General features: G+C 35.8%; 15 protein-coding genes. 1 reads left to right on the top strand and 14 read right to left on the bottom strand.

Annotated features, from left to right (window positions below; genetic code table 11):
* Positions 1-370: 370 nt before the first annotated feature.
* Positions 371-3,421 carry a DNA polymerase III subunit alpha gene (locus tag H4V97_RS03805; protein ID WP_209548960.1) on the bottom strand — a complete coding sequence of 1,017 codons (3,051 nt, stop codon included), beginning with the start codon at positions 3,419-3,421 and terminating at the stop codon, positions 371-373.
* Positions 3,422-3,602: 181 nt separating this feature from the next.
* Entirely contained in the window at positions 3,603-4,766 is a 1,164-nt protein-coding gene (dinB, locus tag H4V97_RS03800; protein WP_209548959.1) for a DNA polymerase IV, read from the bottom strand.
* Positions 4,767-4,899: 133 nt separating this feature from the next.
* Here dinB and H4V97_RS03795 point away from each other — a divergent pair, with 133 nt between their 5' ends.
* Positions 4,900-5,667 (top strand): XRE family transcriptional regulator, encoded by a 768-nt coding sequence (locus H4V97_RS03795; protein WP_209548958.1) that lies wholly within the window; start codon positions 4,900-4,902, stop codon positions 5,665-5,667.
* A 132-nt stretch (positions 5,668-5,799) separates the two neighbouring features.
* Here H4V97_RS03795 and H4V97_RS03790 read toward each other — a convergent pair whose 3' ends face one another.
* The 12 genes from H4V97_RS03790 to H4V97_RS03735 form a co-directional block, all read right to left on the bottom strand.
* Positions 5,800-7,230, bottom strand: coding sequence for an OprD family outer membrane porin (locus H4V97_RS03790; RefSeq protein WP_209548957.1), 1,431 nt, complete (start codon positions 7,228-7,230; stop codon positions 5,800-5,802).
* 139 nt (positions 7,231-7,369) lie between these two features.
* Entirely contained in the window at positions 7,370-9,064 is a 1,695-nt protein-coding gene (locus H4V97_RS03785) for a bifunctional metallophosphatase/5'-nucleotidase (RefSeq protein WP_196850447.1), read from the bottom strand.
* Positions 9,065-9,165: 101 nt separating this feature from the next.
* On the bottom strand, positions 9,166-9,591 hold the full coding sequence (locus H4V97_RS03780) for a DsrE family protein (protein ID WP_196850446.1): 426 nt from the start codon (positions 9,589-9,591) through the stop codon (positions 9,166-9,168).
* Positions 9,592-9,597: 6 nt separating this feature from the next.
* Positions 9,598-10,608: a c-type cytochrome gene (locus H4V97_RS03775; protein ID WP_196850445.1), complete on the bottom strand. Its 1,011-nt coding sequence runs from the start codon at positions 10,606-10,608 to the stop codon at positions 9,598-9,600.
* A 93-nt stretch (positions 10,609-10,701) separates the two neighbouring features.
* Positions 10,702-11,199, bottom strand: a complete 498-nt coding sequence (locus H4V97_RS03770; RefSeq protein ID WP_196850444.1) for a DUF6691 family protein — start codon at positions 11,197-11,199, stop codon at positions 10,702-10,704.
* A gap of 10 nt (positions 11,200-11,209) precedes the next feature.
* Entirely contained in the window at positions 11,210-11,779 is a 570-nt protein-coding gene (locus H4V97_RS03765; protein ID WP_231385455.1) for a YeeE/YedE thiosulfate transporter family protein, read from the bottom strand.
* A 311-nt stretch (positions 11,780-12,090) separates the two neighbouring features.
* A complete protein-coding gene (locus H4V97_RS03760; RefSeq protein ID WP_196850443.1) occupies positions 12,091-12,660 on the bottom strand; it encodes a TlpA family protein disulfide reductase in 570 nt (189 codons plus the stop codon).
* Between the two features lie 74 nt (positions 12,661-12,734).
* On the bottom strand, positions 12,735-13,943 hold the full coding sequence (locus H4V97_RS03755; protein ID WP_209548956.1) for an MFS transporter: 1,209 nt from the start codon (positions 13,941-13,943) through the stop codon (positions 12,735-12,737).
* Between the two features lie 140 nt (positions 13,944-14,083).
* Positions 14,084-14,353 carry a rhodanese-like domain-containing protein gene (locus H4V97_RS03750; RefSeq protein WP_317196489.1) on the bottom strand — a complete coding sequence of 90 codons (270 nt, stop codon included), beginning with the start codon at positions 14,351-14,353 and terminating at the stop codon, positions 14,084-14,086.
* 59 nt (positions 14,354-14,412) lie between these two features.
* Entirely contained in the window at positions 14,413-15,813 is a 1,401-nt protein-coding gene (locus H4V97_RS03745) for an MBL fold metallo-hydrolase (protein ID WP_209548954.1), read from the bottom strand.
* Between the two features lie 229 nt (positions 15,814-16,042).
* Positions 16,043-17,317: an FAD/NAD(P)-binding oxidoreductase gene (locus tag H4V97_RS03740; protein ID WP_209548953.1), complete on the bottom strand. Its 1,275-nt coding sequence runs from the start codon at positions 17,315-17,317 to the stop codon at positions 16,043-16,045.
* Between the two features lie 83 nt (positions 17,318-17,400).
* A complete protein-coding gene (locus tag H4V97_RS03735; protein WP_209548952.1) occupies positions 17,401-18,189 on the bottom strand; it encodes a sulfite exporter TauE/SafE family protein in 789 nt (262 codons plus the stop codon).
* Between the last annotated feature and the right edge of the window lie 111 nt (positions 18,190-18,300).

Below are 18,300 nucleotides of genomic sequence, written 5' to 3'. Positions count from 1 at the left end.
GTGTTTAAAGTTCAAACAAAAAAGAACAATTCAAACCCATTATAACAATTTGATTACTTTTAATTTATTGATGAGGTAGTCTTTAAAATTTTTAAATTATCAAAAAGAAAATCAAAATAGCAAAACAAAAAATTCACGAAACGCTGCATCGGGAACCTTACTTCACACACCCCAGATTAAAGTTTGTTCCAAATATTGTCATAAACTTAGTAAGTTTTATGCTCTCGTTTGCAATGGTTGCAGTACTGGTTTATTTTGTTCTAAATTTTTTGATTAAAAAGTTTTACCACTTAGATTAATAATAAATCTCTTTAAATATTTTTCTGTTTTGCTTATCGCCAATGCGCATTCGATACAATAAACCGATAAATTATTCAGACATCTTATGCCTTGGCAGATTGACTTCCTGCGGATAAGGAGCTCGATGTGTCATACTCACATCCTCTTTAATTTGTTGATGCGCTTTGTATTGCCGGTCTGTGGAGTTGGAATAACGTGGATCAGGAATAAAAGGCATTTTTGCCATTTTGGTTATGGTAATAGTAGGAAAATGATAATCCACTTCGACCGTTCCCAATAACAAATAGCAACCTCCACCCTGAAACGGATATTTTTGCAGGCTATCAGCAAAATGAGCTGTATCGAAGAATTCCCCTTCGGCATCAATCCAAGTTCCGAAATACATAGTGCCTCTTTTAGTAGGGACGTGTTTTCTCGAAATAAGATAGGCCAGCATTTTCACTGTACCCTTATGATATTTCAGTAAATCTTTGGCCAAGACGTCGCCACGGTATTTGGTTTGCAGCAAATCGAATGGGGAACAAGAGACCGGAAAACTGAGTAGTTCTATTTCGTCGAATGCATCTTCAAAAGGAGAACGTTCTAATACGGGAAGATTGTATTCCTTGACCGGTTCCTGAAGCAGCATTAGATTCCGGTTCTCGGGTTTGAAATTTACCAGTATCAATCTGGCGATTACCAGTAATTGATTTTTAGTCTGACCCGTAAAACGGAAGGCTCCAATGAAAATTAAGATCTGAATTCCCTCTATACCTATCGGAATGCGATTGATGAAATCTTCGAGCGACTGGTATTCGCCATCCCTATTGCGCTCTGCAATGATGCGATGCGCAGTTTTAGAATCGAGCCCTTCGAGTTGCATCAAACCGAGATAGACCTCAATTCCATAGATAGTTGCTTCATACTCACTTTTGTTGACACAGGGAGTGTTAATGATACCACCGGACATTTTGGCTTCATGTACATACACTTCTGTCCTGTAAAAACCGCCTTGGTTGTTGATGACGGCCACCATAAATTCAATTGGGTAATGTACTTTCAAGTACAAACTTTGATAACTTTCGACGGCATAGGAAGCAGAATGTGCCTTGCAAAAGGAGTAACCCGCAAAGGATTCTATCTGCCGGTATATTTCCTGACTGAGTGCTAAAGGATGTCCCTTTTGTTCACAACAAGCAAAAAAATTGTCCTTTACTTTTTGCAATGCTGCCATAGAACGGCCTTTACCGCTCATTGCCCGACGTAAAACATCGCCATCCGAGGCGGGGACTCCCGCAAAGTGCAGTGCAATTTTGATCACATCTTCCTGATACACCATAATACCATAAGTTTCTCCCAGATGTTCTTGGAATGTTTCGTGGAAATATTCGAATTGATCGGGGTGGTTGTGCCTGAAAATGTACTCTTTCATCATACCACTTTGCGCCACACCTGGACGAATGATGGAGGAAGCAGCGACTAATATTTTATAATTGTCACATTTGAGTCTTCGCAATAAGCCACGCATGGCGGGACTTTCGATATAAAAACAGCCAATGGTTTTTCCAGTACTTAAAAATTCATTGCATTTTGCTTCATTTTTTGACAATGCCGTGTTGCGAATATTGACTTCAATACCGCGGTTTTTTCTAAGCAGTTTTACCGTGTCATCGATATGACCAATGCCGCGCTGGCTTAAAATATCAAATTTTTCAAAACCAATCCCTTCGGCAATGTGCATGTCAAACAAAACAATGGGAAAGCCTTTTGGAGGCATTTCTAAAACGGTATAATTTGTAATAGGCTCTTCCGAAATCAAGATTCCGCAGGAATGCATGCTGCGTTGATTGGGATATTTTTCGAGCAGCATACCGTATTTTTGTACCAAGGCAACTACCGAGTTGTTATCGTGCAGCTGCATTGGATTTTTAGCCAGCGCATCCAGTTCTTCTTTGGGTAAACCAAAAACTTTACCCACTTCCCGAAATATCGAGCGGTATTTGAATTCCACATTGGTACCACAAAAAGCCACATGATCTCGACCGTACCGATTGAAAATGTATTCGAGAATTATATCCCGTTCTTTCCAACTCCAGTCAATATCAAAATCGGGTGGGCTTTTTCGGTTGAGGTTTAAAAAACGCTCAAAGTATAAATCCAGTTCAATCGGGCAAATGTCAGTAATGCCAAGACAGTAACTCACGATGCTATTGGCACCGCTACCCCGACCAATGTGCATGAATCCCATGCTGTTACTGTATTGAATGATATCCCAGGTGATTAAAAAATAACCGCTAAATTTTAACTCATCGATGACTTTCAATTCTTTTTCTACTCTGGCTTGCGCCAAAAAATCAGTGTCGCCATATATCTTTAACATTCCTTCGTGCGCAAGGCTTGTTAGCAGCTGCATGTCATTTTCGCCACTATCAGTATAATAGGTTTTATTTTTGGGTGTTTTGAATTCGAATTCAAAATTACATTGGGCAATGATGCTTTCGGTGTTTTCAATAATTTGAGGGTAATCGCTAAATTTTCCCAATAGGTCTTCCAATGGAATCATCGTTTCTGATGTCCTGCAATAATCGGCTTCGGTAAGTTTTGATAAAATGATATTGGTATCAATCGCTCGAAGGATTTTATGCAGATTGAATTCTTTCTTTGTCCTAAAAGTCACTGGCTGTAAAACCACCATTTTATCCAGTTTGCTTTTCCATACGGGATGAAATAGCAAGGGAAGTTGTTCTGGACGCATGCCCAAAAACTCAAAATCTCTAAAAATATCAGGCACATTTTCAACTGGATAGAGGATACTTACATTGTGGAATTCTGGCGCTTGAGCGGGTAGGGGTGTTTTATCAAAATTATGCTGGGTCAGAAAACGGTTCATTTCGGCAAGACCTGCTGCGTTTTTGGCTAAGCCAATGTAAAGTAGTTTGTTATGGTATCTAAATTCAATTCCGACGATGGGTTTTATATTTACAGCCTGACATTCTTTGATAAAATCATAAATACCGGTAACCGTATTTATATCAGTTAATGCCATGGCTTTTACACCGCATGCGGCGGCCATTTGCACTAATTCGGTTAACGGAATGGTGCCATAGCGCAGGCTGTGATAAGAGTGGCAGTTGAGATACATGGTTGTTTTTTTAAAATTAAATTTTGTATGAAAGACAAAAGTTCAGGTTTTATGGGATTTGCGTGAGGGATAGACGCAAGCTACCGAAGTAGCGCAGATAGCCCGACCTCAGCCCGATAAAAAGGGCGTATAATTGCAAAGTGAATTAGCCCTTTTTGTCGGGATGGGGTCACGCCCACACTCATCGTGGTAGAATCTTTGTTTTAAGATTTGCGCCGGCACAACGGGCTACCGCATCAAAACCGTAGCGTTTTTTCATTCGATCCATCGCCTGATACAGCGACAGCATTTCCTCGGTATCTTCAAACATATTGATTTGGTAGGTTCCGCGAACCAATCCGCTAAAGCGAATACCAATTAGCCGCAACCGCATGCGACGCTGATACAACTTATCGAACAATTCAGTAACGCTCCTTGTCAAAGTATGATCAGCCGAAGTGTATGGGATTCGGCATTGTTTTGTTTCGGTATCAAAATTAGAATAGCGTATTTTTATCACAACTGTTGAGGTGAGCCATTCCTCCGAACGCAACTGAAAAGCCAGTTTTTCGACCATACCAACTAATATTGATTTTAATTTTTGAATGTCGATAGTGTCTTGTCCAAAGGTGTGTTCCGTCGAAATTGATTTCCGTTCCGTATAAGGTTCCACCGGATTATTATCAATGCCGTTTGCTTTTTTCCAAATATCAATACCATTTTTACCAATCATTTGCTGCAGCACTTCTGCGGGCATTTCTGAAAGTGTTTGAATGGTTCGAATGCCAATGCGCGACAACAATTGAAAAGTGACGTCACCAACCATGGGAATTTTTTGGATCGACAATGGATTCAAAAACGTTTTCACCATGGTTTCTGGGATTTCTAATTTTCCTATTGGTTTTGATTCTCCAGTTCCAATTTTTGAAACGGTCTTGTTAACGGATAGTGCAAAACTTAGTGGCAATCCTGTTTCTTTTGTAATTGATTGTGCAAGTTCATTTGTCCATTGGTAACAGCCGTGAAATCGATCCATTCCCGTAATGTCTAGATAAAACTCATCGATACTCGCTTTTTCTACAATGGGCGCTTTTTCTTCAATAACTTGGGTAATATCATGGGATAATTTAGAATATAATTCCATATCTCCTTTCATTACTTTTGCCTGCGGACAAAGACGAAGTGCCATTTTAATGGGCATTGCAGAGCGAACACCAAATGTCCGGGCTTCATAGGAACAAGAAGCGACCACGCCTCTGTCACCACCACCAATAATCAGCGGTAAACCATTTAGTTTTGAATTGGTTAACCTTTCGCAGGACACAAAAAAAGTGTCCATATCCATGTGTACTATTGACCTTGCCATACTGATTTATTTTTCATAATTATACATTTATCCATTTCATCTTAAAATTCATCGGCAAATTTGAACTACAAAATTAGTACAGATTATAACAAAATAAAGTATATTTGCTGTTACAAATTATAACAAAATAACTATGTCTTTATTTTCCGACAACATCAGACAGCTAAGAATTAAAAAGGGTATTTCTCAGGAAAAACTGGCTCAAAATCTTTTGATAACAAGAGGAAGGTATGTCAAATATGAAGATGGCAGTTCTGAACCTCCTTACGATATTTTGAAGAAAATATCCTATTATTTTCATGTCAGTATTGATGTTTTACTTTCGATTGACGTACAAAAAATACCTATTGATGACTTACTAAAACTAGGCGATAACAGGATATTATTGCCAATAACCGTTGACCCACAAGGCGAAAATATTATAGAAATTATACCACACAAAGCGAGAGCCGGATATGCTTCAGGATATGCAGATCCAGAATTTATAGAAAATTTGCAGCATATCTCACTTCCGTTTCTGCGGAATGGAAAATTCAGGGCATTTCCGGTAGAAGGAGATTCGATGCCTCCACATAAAGAAGGTTCTTTTATTGTGGGCCAATATGTGGAACGTTTGGGCGATGTTATGGATGGAAAAACGTATATAATCGTAACTAAAAGCGAGGGAATCGTTTATAAACGGTTAAACAAAAACGGAAAGAATGCGTTGATGCTACACTCTGATAATACGGTTTATCTGCCTTATCAAGTAAAAGCTTCAGAGATTCTGGAAATTTGGGAGTACGCCTGCAGTATCGCCACTAAGGAGTTTACGCCTGATGATTTGAGTACGGAGAGTTTAAAAGATATGGTTAGGGAGTTGAGAAGAGAGATTCGAGAGGTGGGGAATAAAATTGCTTAAAGAACCAAACTACTGTAGTGGCACCTTGGTTTATATAATTTAAAAAAATAAAAGAAACCTTCTTTTTGCGGGTATAAATTAAGCTTGTGATTTGGATGTAAATGTTGATCCTACGGAATTGAATAAACAGTATTAAAAATTAAAATTGAGTATAAAGTTGAGATTACTCATGTTAGTTTTATTGAAAACATAATTCTTATTGCCGTAAGTTTTACCCACATTAAATTTCTGTACATACAATAGTTGCGCATCAAAACCTTTTAAGAATCCTTGAAATTGATATCGAATGTCAGCATTTGTCTGCACATAGGAAGGCAATCCATATTTATTTAATTCAAAGTTTTTAACATCCGGCAAATCAAAATAGCCCACTGCTAGATGAGATTTGAATGTCTTTTTAGGATTTGTATATTGTATTTTAGTCATTACCGCATGTACATCGCCAAAACCTTCATTTCGTTCTCTGGCCATAAAGGTGTAAAACGGATCACGTCCCCATTCTCGAGGCATTAAATATCTTCCTTTTGCCGTTATTCGGTTGTAGTTTAAAGTCAATTCCAGTGTGTTGTTTTTCCAGCCGAATCTTCCTCCAAAAGTTTGTGAGTTGCCATTTTTTTGAAAATAAGTTTTGCTTGGATCTTCATTTCCGCCAAAATTCAACGCATTTTGATATATCGTCTGAAATCCAAAAATCAGTTTTGAGTTTGAATTTATGGGGTATGTATAATCCATTTGGAACAATGCCGAATTGAATAAATTATCCGCATATTGGTTCCACAAAAGTGTTTTTAGATGCTGTATCGATTCGTTTTGTATGCCAATGATAAAAATTCCATTGCTATTTATATTCCCCGCATAATCAGATTTTGTTCCATCAGGATTTACTCCAGTTGGATAGATTCCTATTGATTTTCCCACTTCAAAATAGTTCAGTGTGCTTCGTGGTGAGATTCCGTAGAGGTAACCCAGATTGATTTTAGTTTTTTTTATTTCATTAAAATCCACCCAAATTCCATTCACTTCTGTAGGACGCATTCTCCCGTCCTGTAGGTTTATAAAGGAAGTATTGAGCAGTTGTTTTCCAAGGGTTATAGTCGAATTTTTATAATTGTATTTCAAATATAATTCTTCTAACCGACTTAGATTGTCTTCGTTTGATGGGTTTTGAATATCAAAAAGTGCCACTTCGTATCGATTGGGTGCATTGGTAATGGAATCTTTTTCAGTAAAATTAGAGGAACCAATATTAAAAATATAGTAGCCGCTCACACCAAATTGAAAATTATGAAATTTAGCGGTTTCAAATTTTACGCCTCCGCCAAGGGCATTCGCATAATAATCAGATAAGCCCTTTTCATTATTGGTGCCCATAAAAAAATAGCGAAAATGGCCGCTGAAATTTCCGTTTTTGAAAGCATTTAAAATCGATGTGGAATCAATTTTTTCGTTACTTTTTTCTTTCCAAACGGTTGGTTTATCTGAAATTTCCTGATGTTGCGCTCTTATATTTATAGCAAAAAGTAGGGAGGTAAGTATATAAATTATAGTGGAAAACTTTTTCATTTTTGAACGTTTAGATTTGGTACAAAAATACTCCCATCATTACAAATGGGAAGTAACTTTTATCACAGTTGCCTTAAAAAAAACAAAGCCGAATGCTTTATACATTCGACTTTATGATTTTTTAATTTACGATTGAAAACTATCTAAACGTATAATCAACACCAGTAACTTGCGTTAAAAGGGTTTCAGGAGCATCCAGAATTATGGCGTTTTTTTGCGGTGTAGGCGTAACTGGAGAATTTTGTTTTAGATATTCTCTCATTACCGTATGCAAGGTTGAGTTTGTGTTTTTGGCATCCATTACGCCTTTCATTCTGCAAAGCATATCCACAGGATCGCCATCGCGTTCACAAGCCATGATTGTATATCGTTTTTCAGAATCTATCGGAATATTTTTTACGGTAATACTTTGCACTCTTTTGTCCATTTCTGCAAAAGCATTGAAGCGAACCTCCATTCCTTTGAATTTTACGACCCAACCGCCAAAACGTTTGGAAGCGTCTTGCGCAAAAACATTATTCAGTTCTTTTTCGAGCCAGTTTTTCAATTGCTTTCCGGTTACTTTTGCGGTTCTTACGGTACTGTCAACTGGTAACATGTCGAAAATAAATCCATTTGTGATGGGAATGTTTCCGGTATTATCCGGTGTAGTTTTTGGCGGACAAAAGCGGAATCCATTAGAAAGATTAATGTCTATTTCAGGGAATTTCCAGTTTAGAGCATTCAAAATCATCGTGTCAATAGGATTTTCTACCACAAAATAACGGTACAAAGGAATCGTGCTGTATCCAATAACCTGATTGATTTTTTCTTGATAAACAGCTTCTGTGTCTTTTAATAATTTTTCAATTTTAGGATCTGGTTTTATTTTTGGAGAATCAACCTCTATTAATTCATACTTATCCTCAACCACTTTTCCGTTGAGAATAGTCAAATCTAATTTTCCAATAAACGAACCAAAAGCTCCCGGTTCCACCACTTTAGAATAGTTGCAAACAATGGGTTTACGAACTCTCTCGTGCGTGTCGCCACCCAAAATGTAGTTTACACCTTCACATTCCGGTCGGTTTGCCAATGCTATTTGCTGTGATAAACCAAGATGCGCAATTATAATTACATAACTGCATTGTTCCTGATTTCTTAGTACATCCACATAATGAGCCAGATTTTCTTCGGGATTAGTGTACAGAATTCCCTTGCTGTAATTGGGGCTTTGTCTTAAGGGTACTAAAGGATCAGTGTAACCTAAAAAACCAATTTTTGCTCCGGCGATATGCCAAATGGTATACGGCTGAAAAATAAGTTCACCTCGTTTTCCTTCGCCTAAATCGTGGTACATATTGGTGCAAATTTTTGGTGCATCAAGAGAACCCAATAGTGTTTGCATTTTTCTTTTTCCGTAAATTACTTCCCAATTTCCCGGAAGATATAAGTCGTAATTCAATGCATTTAAAATGGGAACAAAAGCTTCACCGGTAGTTTCTACGCTTAATTCGCTGCCTTGAAACATATCGCCCGTGTCGATTATATAGGTGTTTGGGTTTTTCTTTTTTAATTGTTTCAGTAGAGTTGCCATATAGGCATAGCCACCCGTCTTTCTAAAAACCATTTTACCGTTTTCCCAAAACAACTCATCATGTGGATGAATCTGACAGTGGACATCGGTGGTTTGAAGAATGGAAATCGTTTGAGGTTTTGTGCTATCGATTGCTGCATCCAAGTTTATTTCTTCAGTCTGATTTGTATTTGAAATAGCTGAAATAGGCGAAATAATCGCAGCACCCAGACCTAATGTCCCCACTGATTTCAGAAAATCTCTTCGGTTATTACTCATTTTTTTTAGGTTTGTTGGTTTAGTTTTTAGCGTTTTTGCAGGAAAACCTACAGCCAAATTAATGGTGTAGGATTGTGCAAAATATAATTTACAATTTTAATTTAGAATCCGCCCTTAATATAACTCCAACCTTGTTCTTGTTTTTCAACAATTTCAGCAATTCCGGCGGGTACATATTCTACTTCAGGGATCAGTTGTTCTTTAGTTATTTTTCGATTTTTCATGGTGTTTTCGCAAACTACAAAGCGAACTCCTTTTGCATGAAGTGCTCTAATTGCTGCGATATGCTTTGATTTTGTTGCCATAACAAATTCTAATCCCATATTGTAAACCACCACTTCATATTTTGCATTAGGCCAATGGTCTGTTAAATTTTTTAGTTGGTTTGCAAATGCTTTTTGTTGTAAAGTATCATTGGCATTGGTAAACTGAAATACTACTTTGTGCTTATTCGGTCTTTTTTGAGCAAAAGTACTAACGGTAAATAATCCAATTAGAATTAGAGTTATTAGTTTTAAATTTTTCATTTGTTTTTATGTTTTAGATTTTAATTTTACCTCTGCTTCTTCCATTTTCTTTTTTTCCTTTTTTATAGGTTTAAATGGTCCATATTTGTGTTGTATTTCGGTATATTTATCGGAATAAGGCCCAAATGGATGATCTACTGGTTTCTTGGCAATTTTTGGCCAATCCTGACTTAAATCTTTCGATGGTCTGTCCAGACTTTCTACATAAGCTGCAATATCCCAAGACTCTTCATCTGATAATTGCGGGTTTTCATAGGTTGTACCTAATGGCATGTTGTATTTTATATACCCTGCAAAACGACTAATTCTAAATAAACCGGCACCACTATTATACGAATTTTTACCCCAAAGTGGCGGATACGTATATTCCTTTTTATCTTCTGCCAAAATTCCCTGACCATTCACTTGATGACAACTGGCACATTTTGAATCATATAATGCCTTTCCTTTTACAGGATCAGCAGCTCGATTTAAATATTCTAGATCATAAATTCCAGAAGCATTTGCTTCTTTACCTTTAGGAACATTACTGCCTATATATTCTATGTAGGCAATCATGGCTTTCATTTCTTTGTCGCCTTCTTTGAGAGGCTGACCATTTAAACTTCTTTCCATGCAATCATTTACCCTTTTATAAAGGTTTTCCACTTGCCCGCTTCGCGCTCTCATTTTTGGGTACATAGAATATACAGAACCGTAATTATTTCCCCAAGGTTTTGTACCGGCATCCAGATGGCAATTGTTGCAATTCATACCGTTGGTGATTTGTTTCACACTACCATTTGGACCCAAATATTTAGCCGTATGTGCAATTAAATCTTTGCCATATTCTACTTCTTGTTTTAAGTTCGCATCTTTAATCAGACTAATATCAGCAGGTTTCCAAACTTTTGCCAATTCATTTTGTAAAAGCACCTTTTTTTCTGCTTCAATGTAAAGGGAATCGAAATCCGCATCACTATTTTGAAACCAAGAGGTAATTGATGAATTGAAAAACAAAACGATGAACAGTGCCATTACTAAGAATATAATAGTTGTAAAAAGATAGATTAATCTCTTTACTAGGGATCTAAATTGGACTAAATTTTGTTTTTCTGAATTCATATTTCTTTAATGAGGTAGTTTGTCTCTTAAATAACCATAAACCCAAGTTCCCACAATAGCAAAAAACAGGGTAACAATCATCACTGTGGCACCAGTTCCAATTTGTGCAAACAAGGGTCCTGGGCACGCTCCCGTTATGGCCCAACCCAATCCAAAGATGAGTCCGCCGTAAATTTGTCCTTTGTTGAACGTTTTGTCGTGAAATTCAATTTTTTCGCCATAAATGGTTTTAATATTGAATTTTTTTATCAGAAAAACGGATATTATCCCAACAACAACGGCACTTCCTATAACGCCATACATATGAAAGGATTGAAAACGAAACATTTCCTGAATGCGATACCAACTGATGATTTCGGCTTTAATGAAAACAATTCCAAATAATAAACCGATGACTAAGTATTTTAAATTATGGTACCAATTGTGTTCTAATTGACTGTCGTTGATACAAACCGTATCTAAGGAACGAGTTTCGAAATCTGTATTTTGATCTTTAATTTGCATATTTAATTTTTTAAAGTGAAAGGATAAAGGGTAAAATGAGATTAGCCATAGTTAATCCACCCACGAAGAAGCAACAAGTTGCAATCAGAGATGGCATTTGTAAATTAGACAAACCTGAAATAGAGTGGCCACTAGTGCAACCTCCCGCATAGCGAGAACCGAAACCTATAAAGAAGCCTCCGAGAACCATCATAAACAATCCTTTTAATGTAAATAAATTTTCCCACGAGAATAATTGTTCCGGTAACATGCCATTAATGGCTGTAATTCCATAAGTAGCTAATTCTGTTTTTAGGTTCGCATTGATAATAATTGGATTTGGATTTGATAAAAAACTGAAAGCAATCACACCACCAAATAAAATACCGAATACGAAAAACATGTTCCAGATTTCTTTTTTCCAATCGTAATTGAAAAATTTAATATTTGCAGGTAGGCACATGGCGCAAGTATGACGTAAAGAGGCACTAATACCAAACGATTTATTTCCTATAATTAATAGAGCAGGAACAGTAAGTCCAACTAATGGGCCTGCAATGTACCATGGCCAAGGTTGTCTGATTAATTCTAAAATTTCCATATTTTTTGATTTATTAATGCAAAGATTAAATTTATAAATGAGTAGTTATGTTACTTTTGTCACACAACTGAAAAAATTTTAAAAAAAAATGGTAATTATTTTTTATTATGTAGATATTTGATAATCAATAATTTAATATTCTAAAAACCATTTTATAAGTAATATTTATCCAAAAAAAAGCGTTTGATTTTTCAAACACTTCTAATAACTATCCTAAAAATTAATATTTTGCTACATTAGGTCCAACTGGCTACTGTTTTTTTTATATTTTGATTTTTCCCACCGGTTTGCGACGTGTTTTTCTTATCGGATTAATTTTTTAGTAATTCATCTAGTTTTTCTCTGAACGAATCACTATTCCAATTGGCTGTGCCAATTTTGGCTACAATCACATTTCCTGACTGATCAATAAGATAGGTTGCCGGAATAGTTGATGATTCCATTTCTACTGGAGAATTTGTAAGTGACTGATAGACTGGAAGCGTTAAGTTTTCTTTGGTTAAAAACGCATTTGCCTTTTCAAAGGAATCATTAGTGACAAATAGAAAGACAATTTTATCCTGATAATCAGTGTATAACTTTTGCATGCTTGGCATTTCAGCGATACATGGCGGACACCATGTCGCCCAGAAATTAATAAATATGATTTTTCCTTTGTATTCCTGCAAGTTCACAATCTTGCCAGTAGCATCAACCAATTTCCATTGGTAACTGGACAACATTTTTTGATCTGTTACGGCTATTGTTTTGGGAGAAAAAGCAATTAGACGGTTCAATTGTACTTTTACAAAAGTGCCTATAGGAGGGAACAGAAGTAATGCTATAATTACGATAAAAGCAATATTCTGAATAGTAGATTTTTTTGGTGTTTTCCAATTCATTTTAGATTTATTTTAGATCCATGCTACCAAGAGAGGATTTTAATTATATGTTGATTTTTTAATTTTTTGTTGTTTTATAAAGTGTCTTGTGGCATCCGGGTTTTAATGACCACGGACGACAAAATAGTAATAATTCCGATTAGCACAATGGCATAATTTACTCCAAATAAATCGGCTGTTACTCCGGAAATAATGGCTCCTATCGCATATCCTAAATCCCTCCAAAGTCTAAATGTACCAATGCTTTCCGCTCTTTGAGTTGGAGTTGTTGCCTTGGCAATAGCCGATAAAAAAGTAGGATAAACTAACGCTGTTCCCAATCCCAAAAATGCCGAAATGGTTGCCAATTGATAGAATTTTATAGCAAAAGGAATAAAAAGTATCGCTATTCCCTGTAATAACATTCCCCAAAACAGCATCTTTTTTTTCGAATAAACATCTGACATTTTTCCGGTTATCAATTGTCCAAATCCCCAAACGGTAGGATAAATGGCTGTTATAATTCCGATGTTTTGAGAATCATAATTCAAAGAAAGAAGAACAATAGGTAACAAACCCCAAATCATTCCATCATTCAGATTATTAACTAATCCTGCTTGAGTTATCGAGCTTAATGTTTTGTTTTTGAAAGTAGTTTCTAGAAAAATATTTTCTAATTTTTCGGTTTGATTGGTCGTGTTTTCTTTTGTTACAAATTTTCTCGTGTCTTTCACAAAAAACAAAGTCAATAAAAAACCAATTATGGAAATTCCAATTCCAAGGTAAAAAGGGTAGGGTGTAATTCCATATTTTTGGGCGATATAGCCTGACAGAAAAGCAACTAGACCAACGGCAAAATAACCGGCAAATTCATTGAGTCCCATCGCCAGTCCGCGATCTTTTTCTCCTACCAAATCAATTTTCATCACCACCGTACTGCTCCAAGTGAGTCCTTGACTAATTCCCAACAAAATATTGGCAAAAATCACCCAATTCCACGATTCCGCATATATCAAAATAAAAGGAATAGGAATAGCCAGAATCCAACCAAATAAAAGCAAATTTTTTCTGCCAAAACGATTCGCCAGTTTGCCCGTAAAATAGTTGGTTATTGCTTTAGTAATTCCAAAGGCAATTATGAAAGATAGAATAGCCGTTTTTGAAGCAATGCCAAATTCAATCTCAGCAAACTTTGGAATAATAGTTCTTTCCATTCCTATCATTCCGCCAACAAAGGCATTGACGATTACCAAAATAGTAAATTGTTTCCAATTTTCTTTCAGTCCGAGTTTGGTTGTATTCATTTTCAATTAAGGTTTTTATTAATTTTAAATCCTTTTCAGGGAAACAAAAATTAAATTCTGATTTTAGATAAATAATTGTGCAGTTTAAAACAAATTTATTTCTTGTTTTAAACTGCACATTATTTTAATAACATCTCTGCTTATTTGCTTATGGCTTCGTTCACATCTTGCCAAGTACCGCCATTGGTAACGTTTTTAAAACCATTTTGTTCCAAAATCATTTTGGCTTGCCCGCTGCGATTCCCGCTTCGGCAAAAAACAATAATTTGCTCTTTTCCTTTAAATTTAGCCAACTGATTTGGTACTTGATCCAAAGGAATATTGATTGATCCTTTTACGTGACCTTCAGCAAATTCTGCTGGTGTGCGAACATCTACGAGGAACGCACCTTCTTTTAGTATTTTTTCCATTTGCGTTGTATCTTTTTTTGAAAACATATTTTTAAAAATTCCGAACATAATTGAGATTTTTAGTATTCAATAGGATTGTTTTGGCTAATCCATTCATTCATTCCAGGAGAATAGTTGAATACATTTTTATAGCCATTTCTAGCTAATAAAGAATACGCAATTGCTGCTCTGTCCCCGCCTTGGCAATGGATTAATACTTTTTTATCTTTACTTATTTTGTCCAGATTGTTTATTAAAGTACCTACAAATACATTGTCAGCTCCTTTGATGTGACCTGTATTGTATTCAGCAACACCTCGAAGGTCAACGATTTGAACATCTTTTTCTTGTTTTAAAGTTTTAAATTCTTCTAATGAAATCTGATTCACTTTTTCCAAAGAACCGCCATTTACTTCCCATATTTTTGTAGAAGGAATGTAACCTTGAATGTTATCTAATCCTATTCTCATTAGTTTTCGGGTAAGGTCATCCAATTGAGATTCATCGGCAAGAATGATAAAAGGTTCTTCATAACTCAGAAACCATCCAGCCCAAGTGGCAAAAGAATTGTTCCCTTGAATGTTGATACTTCCTGGAATAAATCCTGTAGAAAATTCCGTTTTATCTCTGGCATCAATCAATTTAGTCCCATTGACTAAAGCTGCTGTCAATTCGGTGTAATCCAGTTTTTTCAATTTTGGAACAGCCGTAAGAAGCGGACGATCAACTTTATTTAGTTTTTTCATCATCGCAAAATATTTTGGTGGTTCCGGTTGGTCTTCCAATAAATATTTTACAAATCCAGTTTCATCATTTTTATGTTGAAAAGCCCAGTTTCTTATTTTTTCATATCCTACAGTGGTACTTGGTACTGCTCCTAATGCTTTTCCACATGCAGAACCTGCTCCATGACCTGGCCATACTTGAATATAATCAGGTAATGCGTCGAATTTATTAATCGATTGATACATTTGTTTGGCACCAATGTCTTGAGTTCCTATCATTCCTGCTGCTTTTTCAAGTAAATCAGGTCTTCCTATGTCACCAACAAATACAAAGTCACCGGTGAATAACATTACCGGCTCGTCGCTGGCAGGCGTATCTGTTAAAAGAAAACTGATACTTTCCGGAGTGTGTCCAGGAGTATGAACTACTTCAATTTTTAAGTTTCCTACTTTTAAAACATCACCATCTTTTATGTCAACATGAGGAAATTCATATTTCCAATCTGGTCCGCCTTCCGCTGAAAGGTACATTTCGGCTCCTGTCAAAGCCGCTAGTTCTCTTGAGCCAGCAAGAAAATCAGCATGGATGTGTGTTTCTAAAATATGAGTAATTTTCAAATTGTTCTGTTTAGCAATTTCGAGATAGGTATCTACATCCCTTTTAGGATCGATTACCGCGGCTACTCCTGCTTTTTGACAGCCAATAAAATAACTTGCTTGAGCAAGACTCTTGTCGTAAATGTGTTGAAAATACATATCGCTTATTTTTTTAAGTTTCTAATTTATTCGACAAATTTAGGGCGTACTTCTGGTAAAGTTGGTGACTAATGTTACACAGGATTTTATAACTTGATTATTTTACCAAAAATAAATTTTTGTGTTCTTAGTGTAATTGCTATGTTGTTAATTTAGCTACCATTTTAATAAAAATATCCCTTTCAAGTTTATTTGAAAGGGAAGATAATTTAAAAAATAGTAATGATTATTATGCCGTTCCTTTAAGTATTTTATTCCAATACAACCATGGTAAAATCTTAGTTTTAAGAATCCACATAGCCCAATTTGGTTTTGCCTGATTGAAAGGGAAAGTCATTTTTGGTGTATTTGAATAATCAAATTCAGCCAACATTAATTTTCCGTATTGCGTTGGAATAGGACATGCGCTATACCCATCATATTGAGCTGTTGCAACTTTATTATCCATAACAGCCAAAAGATTTTCTACCACGACTGGGGCTTGCTTTCTAATTGCTGCGCCCGTTTTACTGCAAGGAGCATTGGTGCAATCTCCAAGAGCAAATACATTTGGAAAACGAGTGTGTTGAAGCGTGTTTTTGTCAACTTCTACATATCCCAATGGGTTTTCTATATCTCTCAAAGGGCTATTTTTTATAAAATCAGGAGCGGATTGCGGGGGGACGGCGTGGCATAAATCAAAATTCAGGGTCACTTTTTTAAGTTCTTCCATTTCACTATTTTCTACGATACCATAACAGCCTGCGTTTTCAGAGGATAGTTTTTTATTTAGATTTTCATCCATTTCTTTGATTTCAAATTCCACCGTTTTGTTTTGACCCTGTATAGCTGTGACATTAGCTCCATAGTGAACGTGAATATTATATTTGGCCAGTACTTTATTTAATGTCTCTGCATATTCTTTGACACCAAATATCAAGTTTGCTCCAGAAATGTAATGAACATCACATTTATCCAAAATTCCTTGTTTACGCCAATAATCACAAGCTAAATACATAATTTTGTGAGGTGCTCCTCCGCATTTAATAGGAGTAGTTGGGTTGGTGAAAACCGCTGTACCACCTTTGAAATTTTCAATCATTTCCCAAGTATATGGAGAGTGTTGAAAAGAATAGTTACTGCTTACATTATTTATTCCTAATGTGTCCTTGAGTCCTTCTATTTTATTCCAATCCAATTGAATTCCAGGACATACCACTAAGTAATCGTAAGTATATTCATTACCAGAAAGGCATTTTACTTTGTTTTCTTTTGGCGTAAATTCAGTCACGGCTTCTTTGATCCACGTAGTATTTTTTGGAATAACTTCTTTTTCATTTCGAACGGTCTTATTTATATCAAATATGCCAGCGCCAACCAGTGTCCATGCAGGTTGATAATAATGTTTTTCAGAAGGATCAATGATTCCAATTTTTAAATCACTTCTTTTTCGAAGCAATTTTGAAGCGACAGAAAGTCCTGCATTTCCCCCACCTATGACAAGTATTTGATAATGGTTTGACATTTTTTAGATTTTTTATAATAATAAAACTATCAAGAGTACTGTTTATTTCATTCTTATCTTGTGACTTATGTCACAAAAGGTTTTTATTTTAGAAAAAGCTCTTTGGTTATTATATAAAATCCCATCACTAAAACAAACCAGCCAAATGCAGGTTTCAGTTTATTACCATCTATTTTTTTAGAAAGAAGTGTGCCTATAAAAATACCTACAGTTGCAAAAGCAGTAACAAGAATTAAAAATTCATAATCTATTGTGACGCCATTTACAACATCACCCAAAAATCCTAATAAGGAATTGAAAGAAATTATCAATATGGAGGTGCCTACTGCTTGTTTCATGGTAATACCTGTAAAAAATAGTAAGACAGGAATAATTAAAAAACCTCCACCAGCTCCTAAAAAACCAGTAGCAATTCCCACCAACGCTCCAATAAGTGCCACTTTCAAAGGATTTGTATCTGAAGTGACAAAAATTTCTTTAGAATTTTTAATCATAGAATAAGAAGCAGCGATCATTAGCACGGCAAATAATGCCATAATAAAACCATCTTTTGTAAGCAGGAACCCATTAAAAGTAAATAATGTTTCTGGAACTAATGGTAAAATGATTTTTCTAACTAGTAAAAGTGTAATTAGAGAAGGAATGGCAAATAATACTGCTGATTTTAACTTGATATTTCCCATGCGATAATGTTGGACCGCACCAATGGAAGCAGTAAAACCAACCACAAATAAGGAGTAGGTGGTCGCTAATTTTGGATTGACTTGAAACAGATAAACTAATATAGGAATTGTTAGAATACTACCACCACCGCCAATTAATCCCAAGGCAACGCCAATAAGGATTGACGCAAAATAACCGATATATTCCATAAGTTGTAAATTTTATGGTGCAAAGATTGTACGTTAAAATTCCACGTACAGTAACATTTATCACATAGGTGATTTTTTTCAAGAAATAGATTAGTAAAGAGAGAAAAAAAA

It is taken from the genome of Flavobacterium sp. CG_23.5, from assembly GCF_017875765.1.
In the GTDB taxonomy this organism is placed as follows: domain Bacteria; phylum Bacteroidota; class Bacteroidia; order Flavobacteriales; family Flavobacteriaceae; genus Flavobacterium.
The sequence above is the reverse complement of the archived record's forward strand: the minus strand, read 5'-3'. Positions and strand labels throughout refer to the sequence as shown.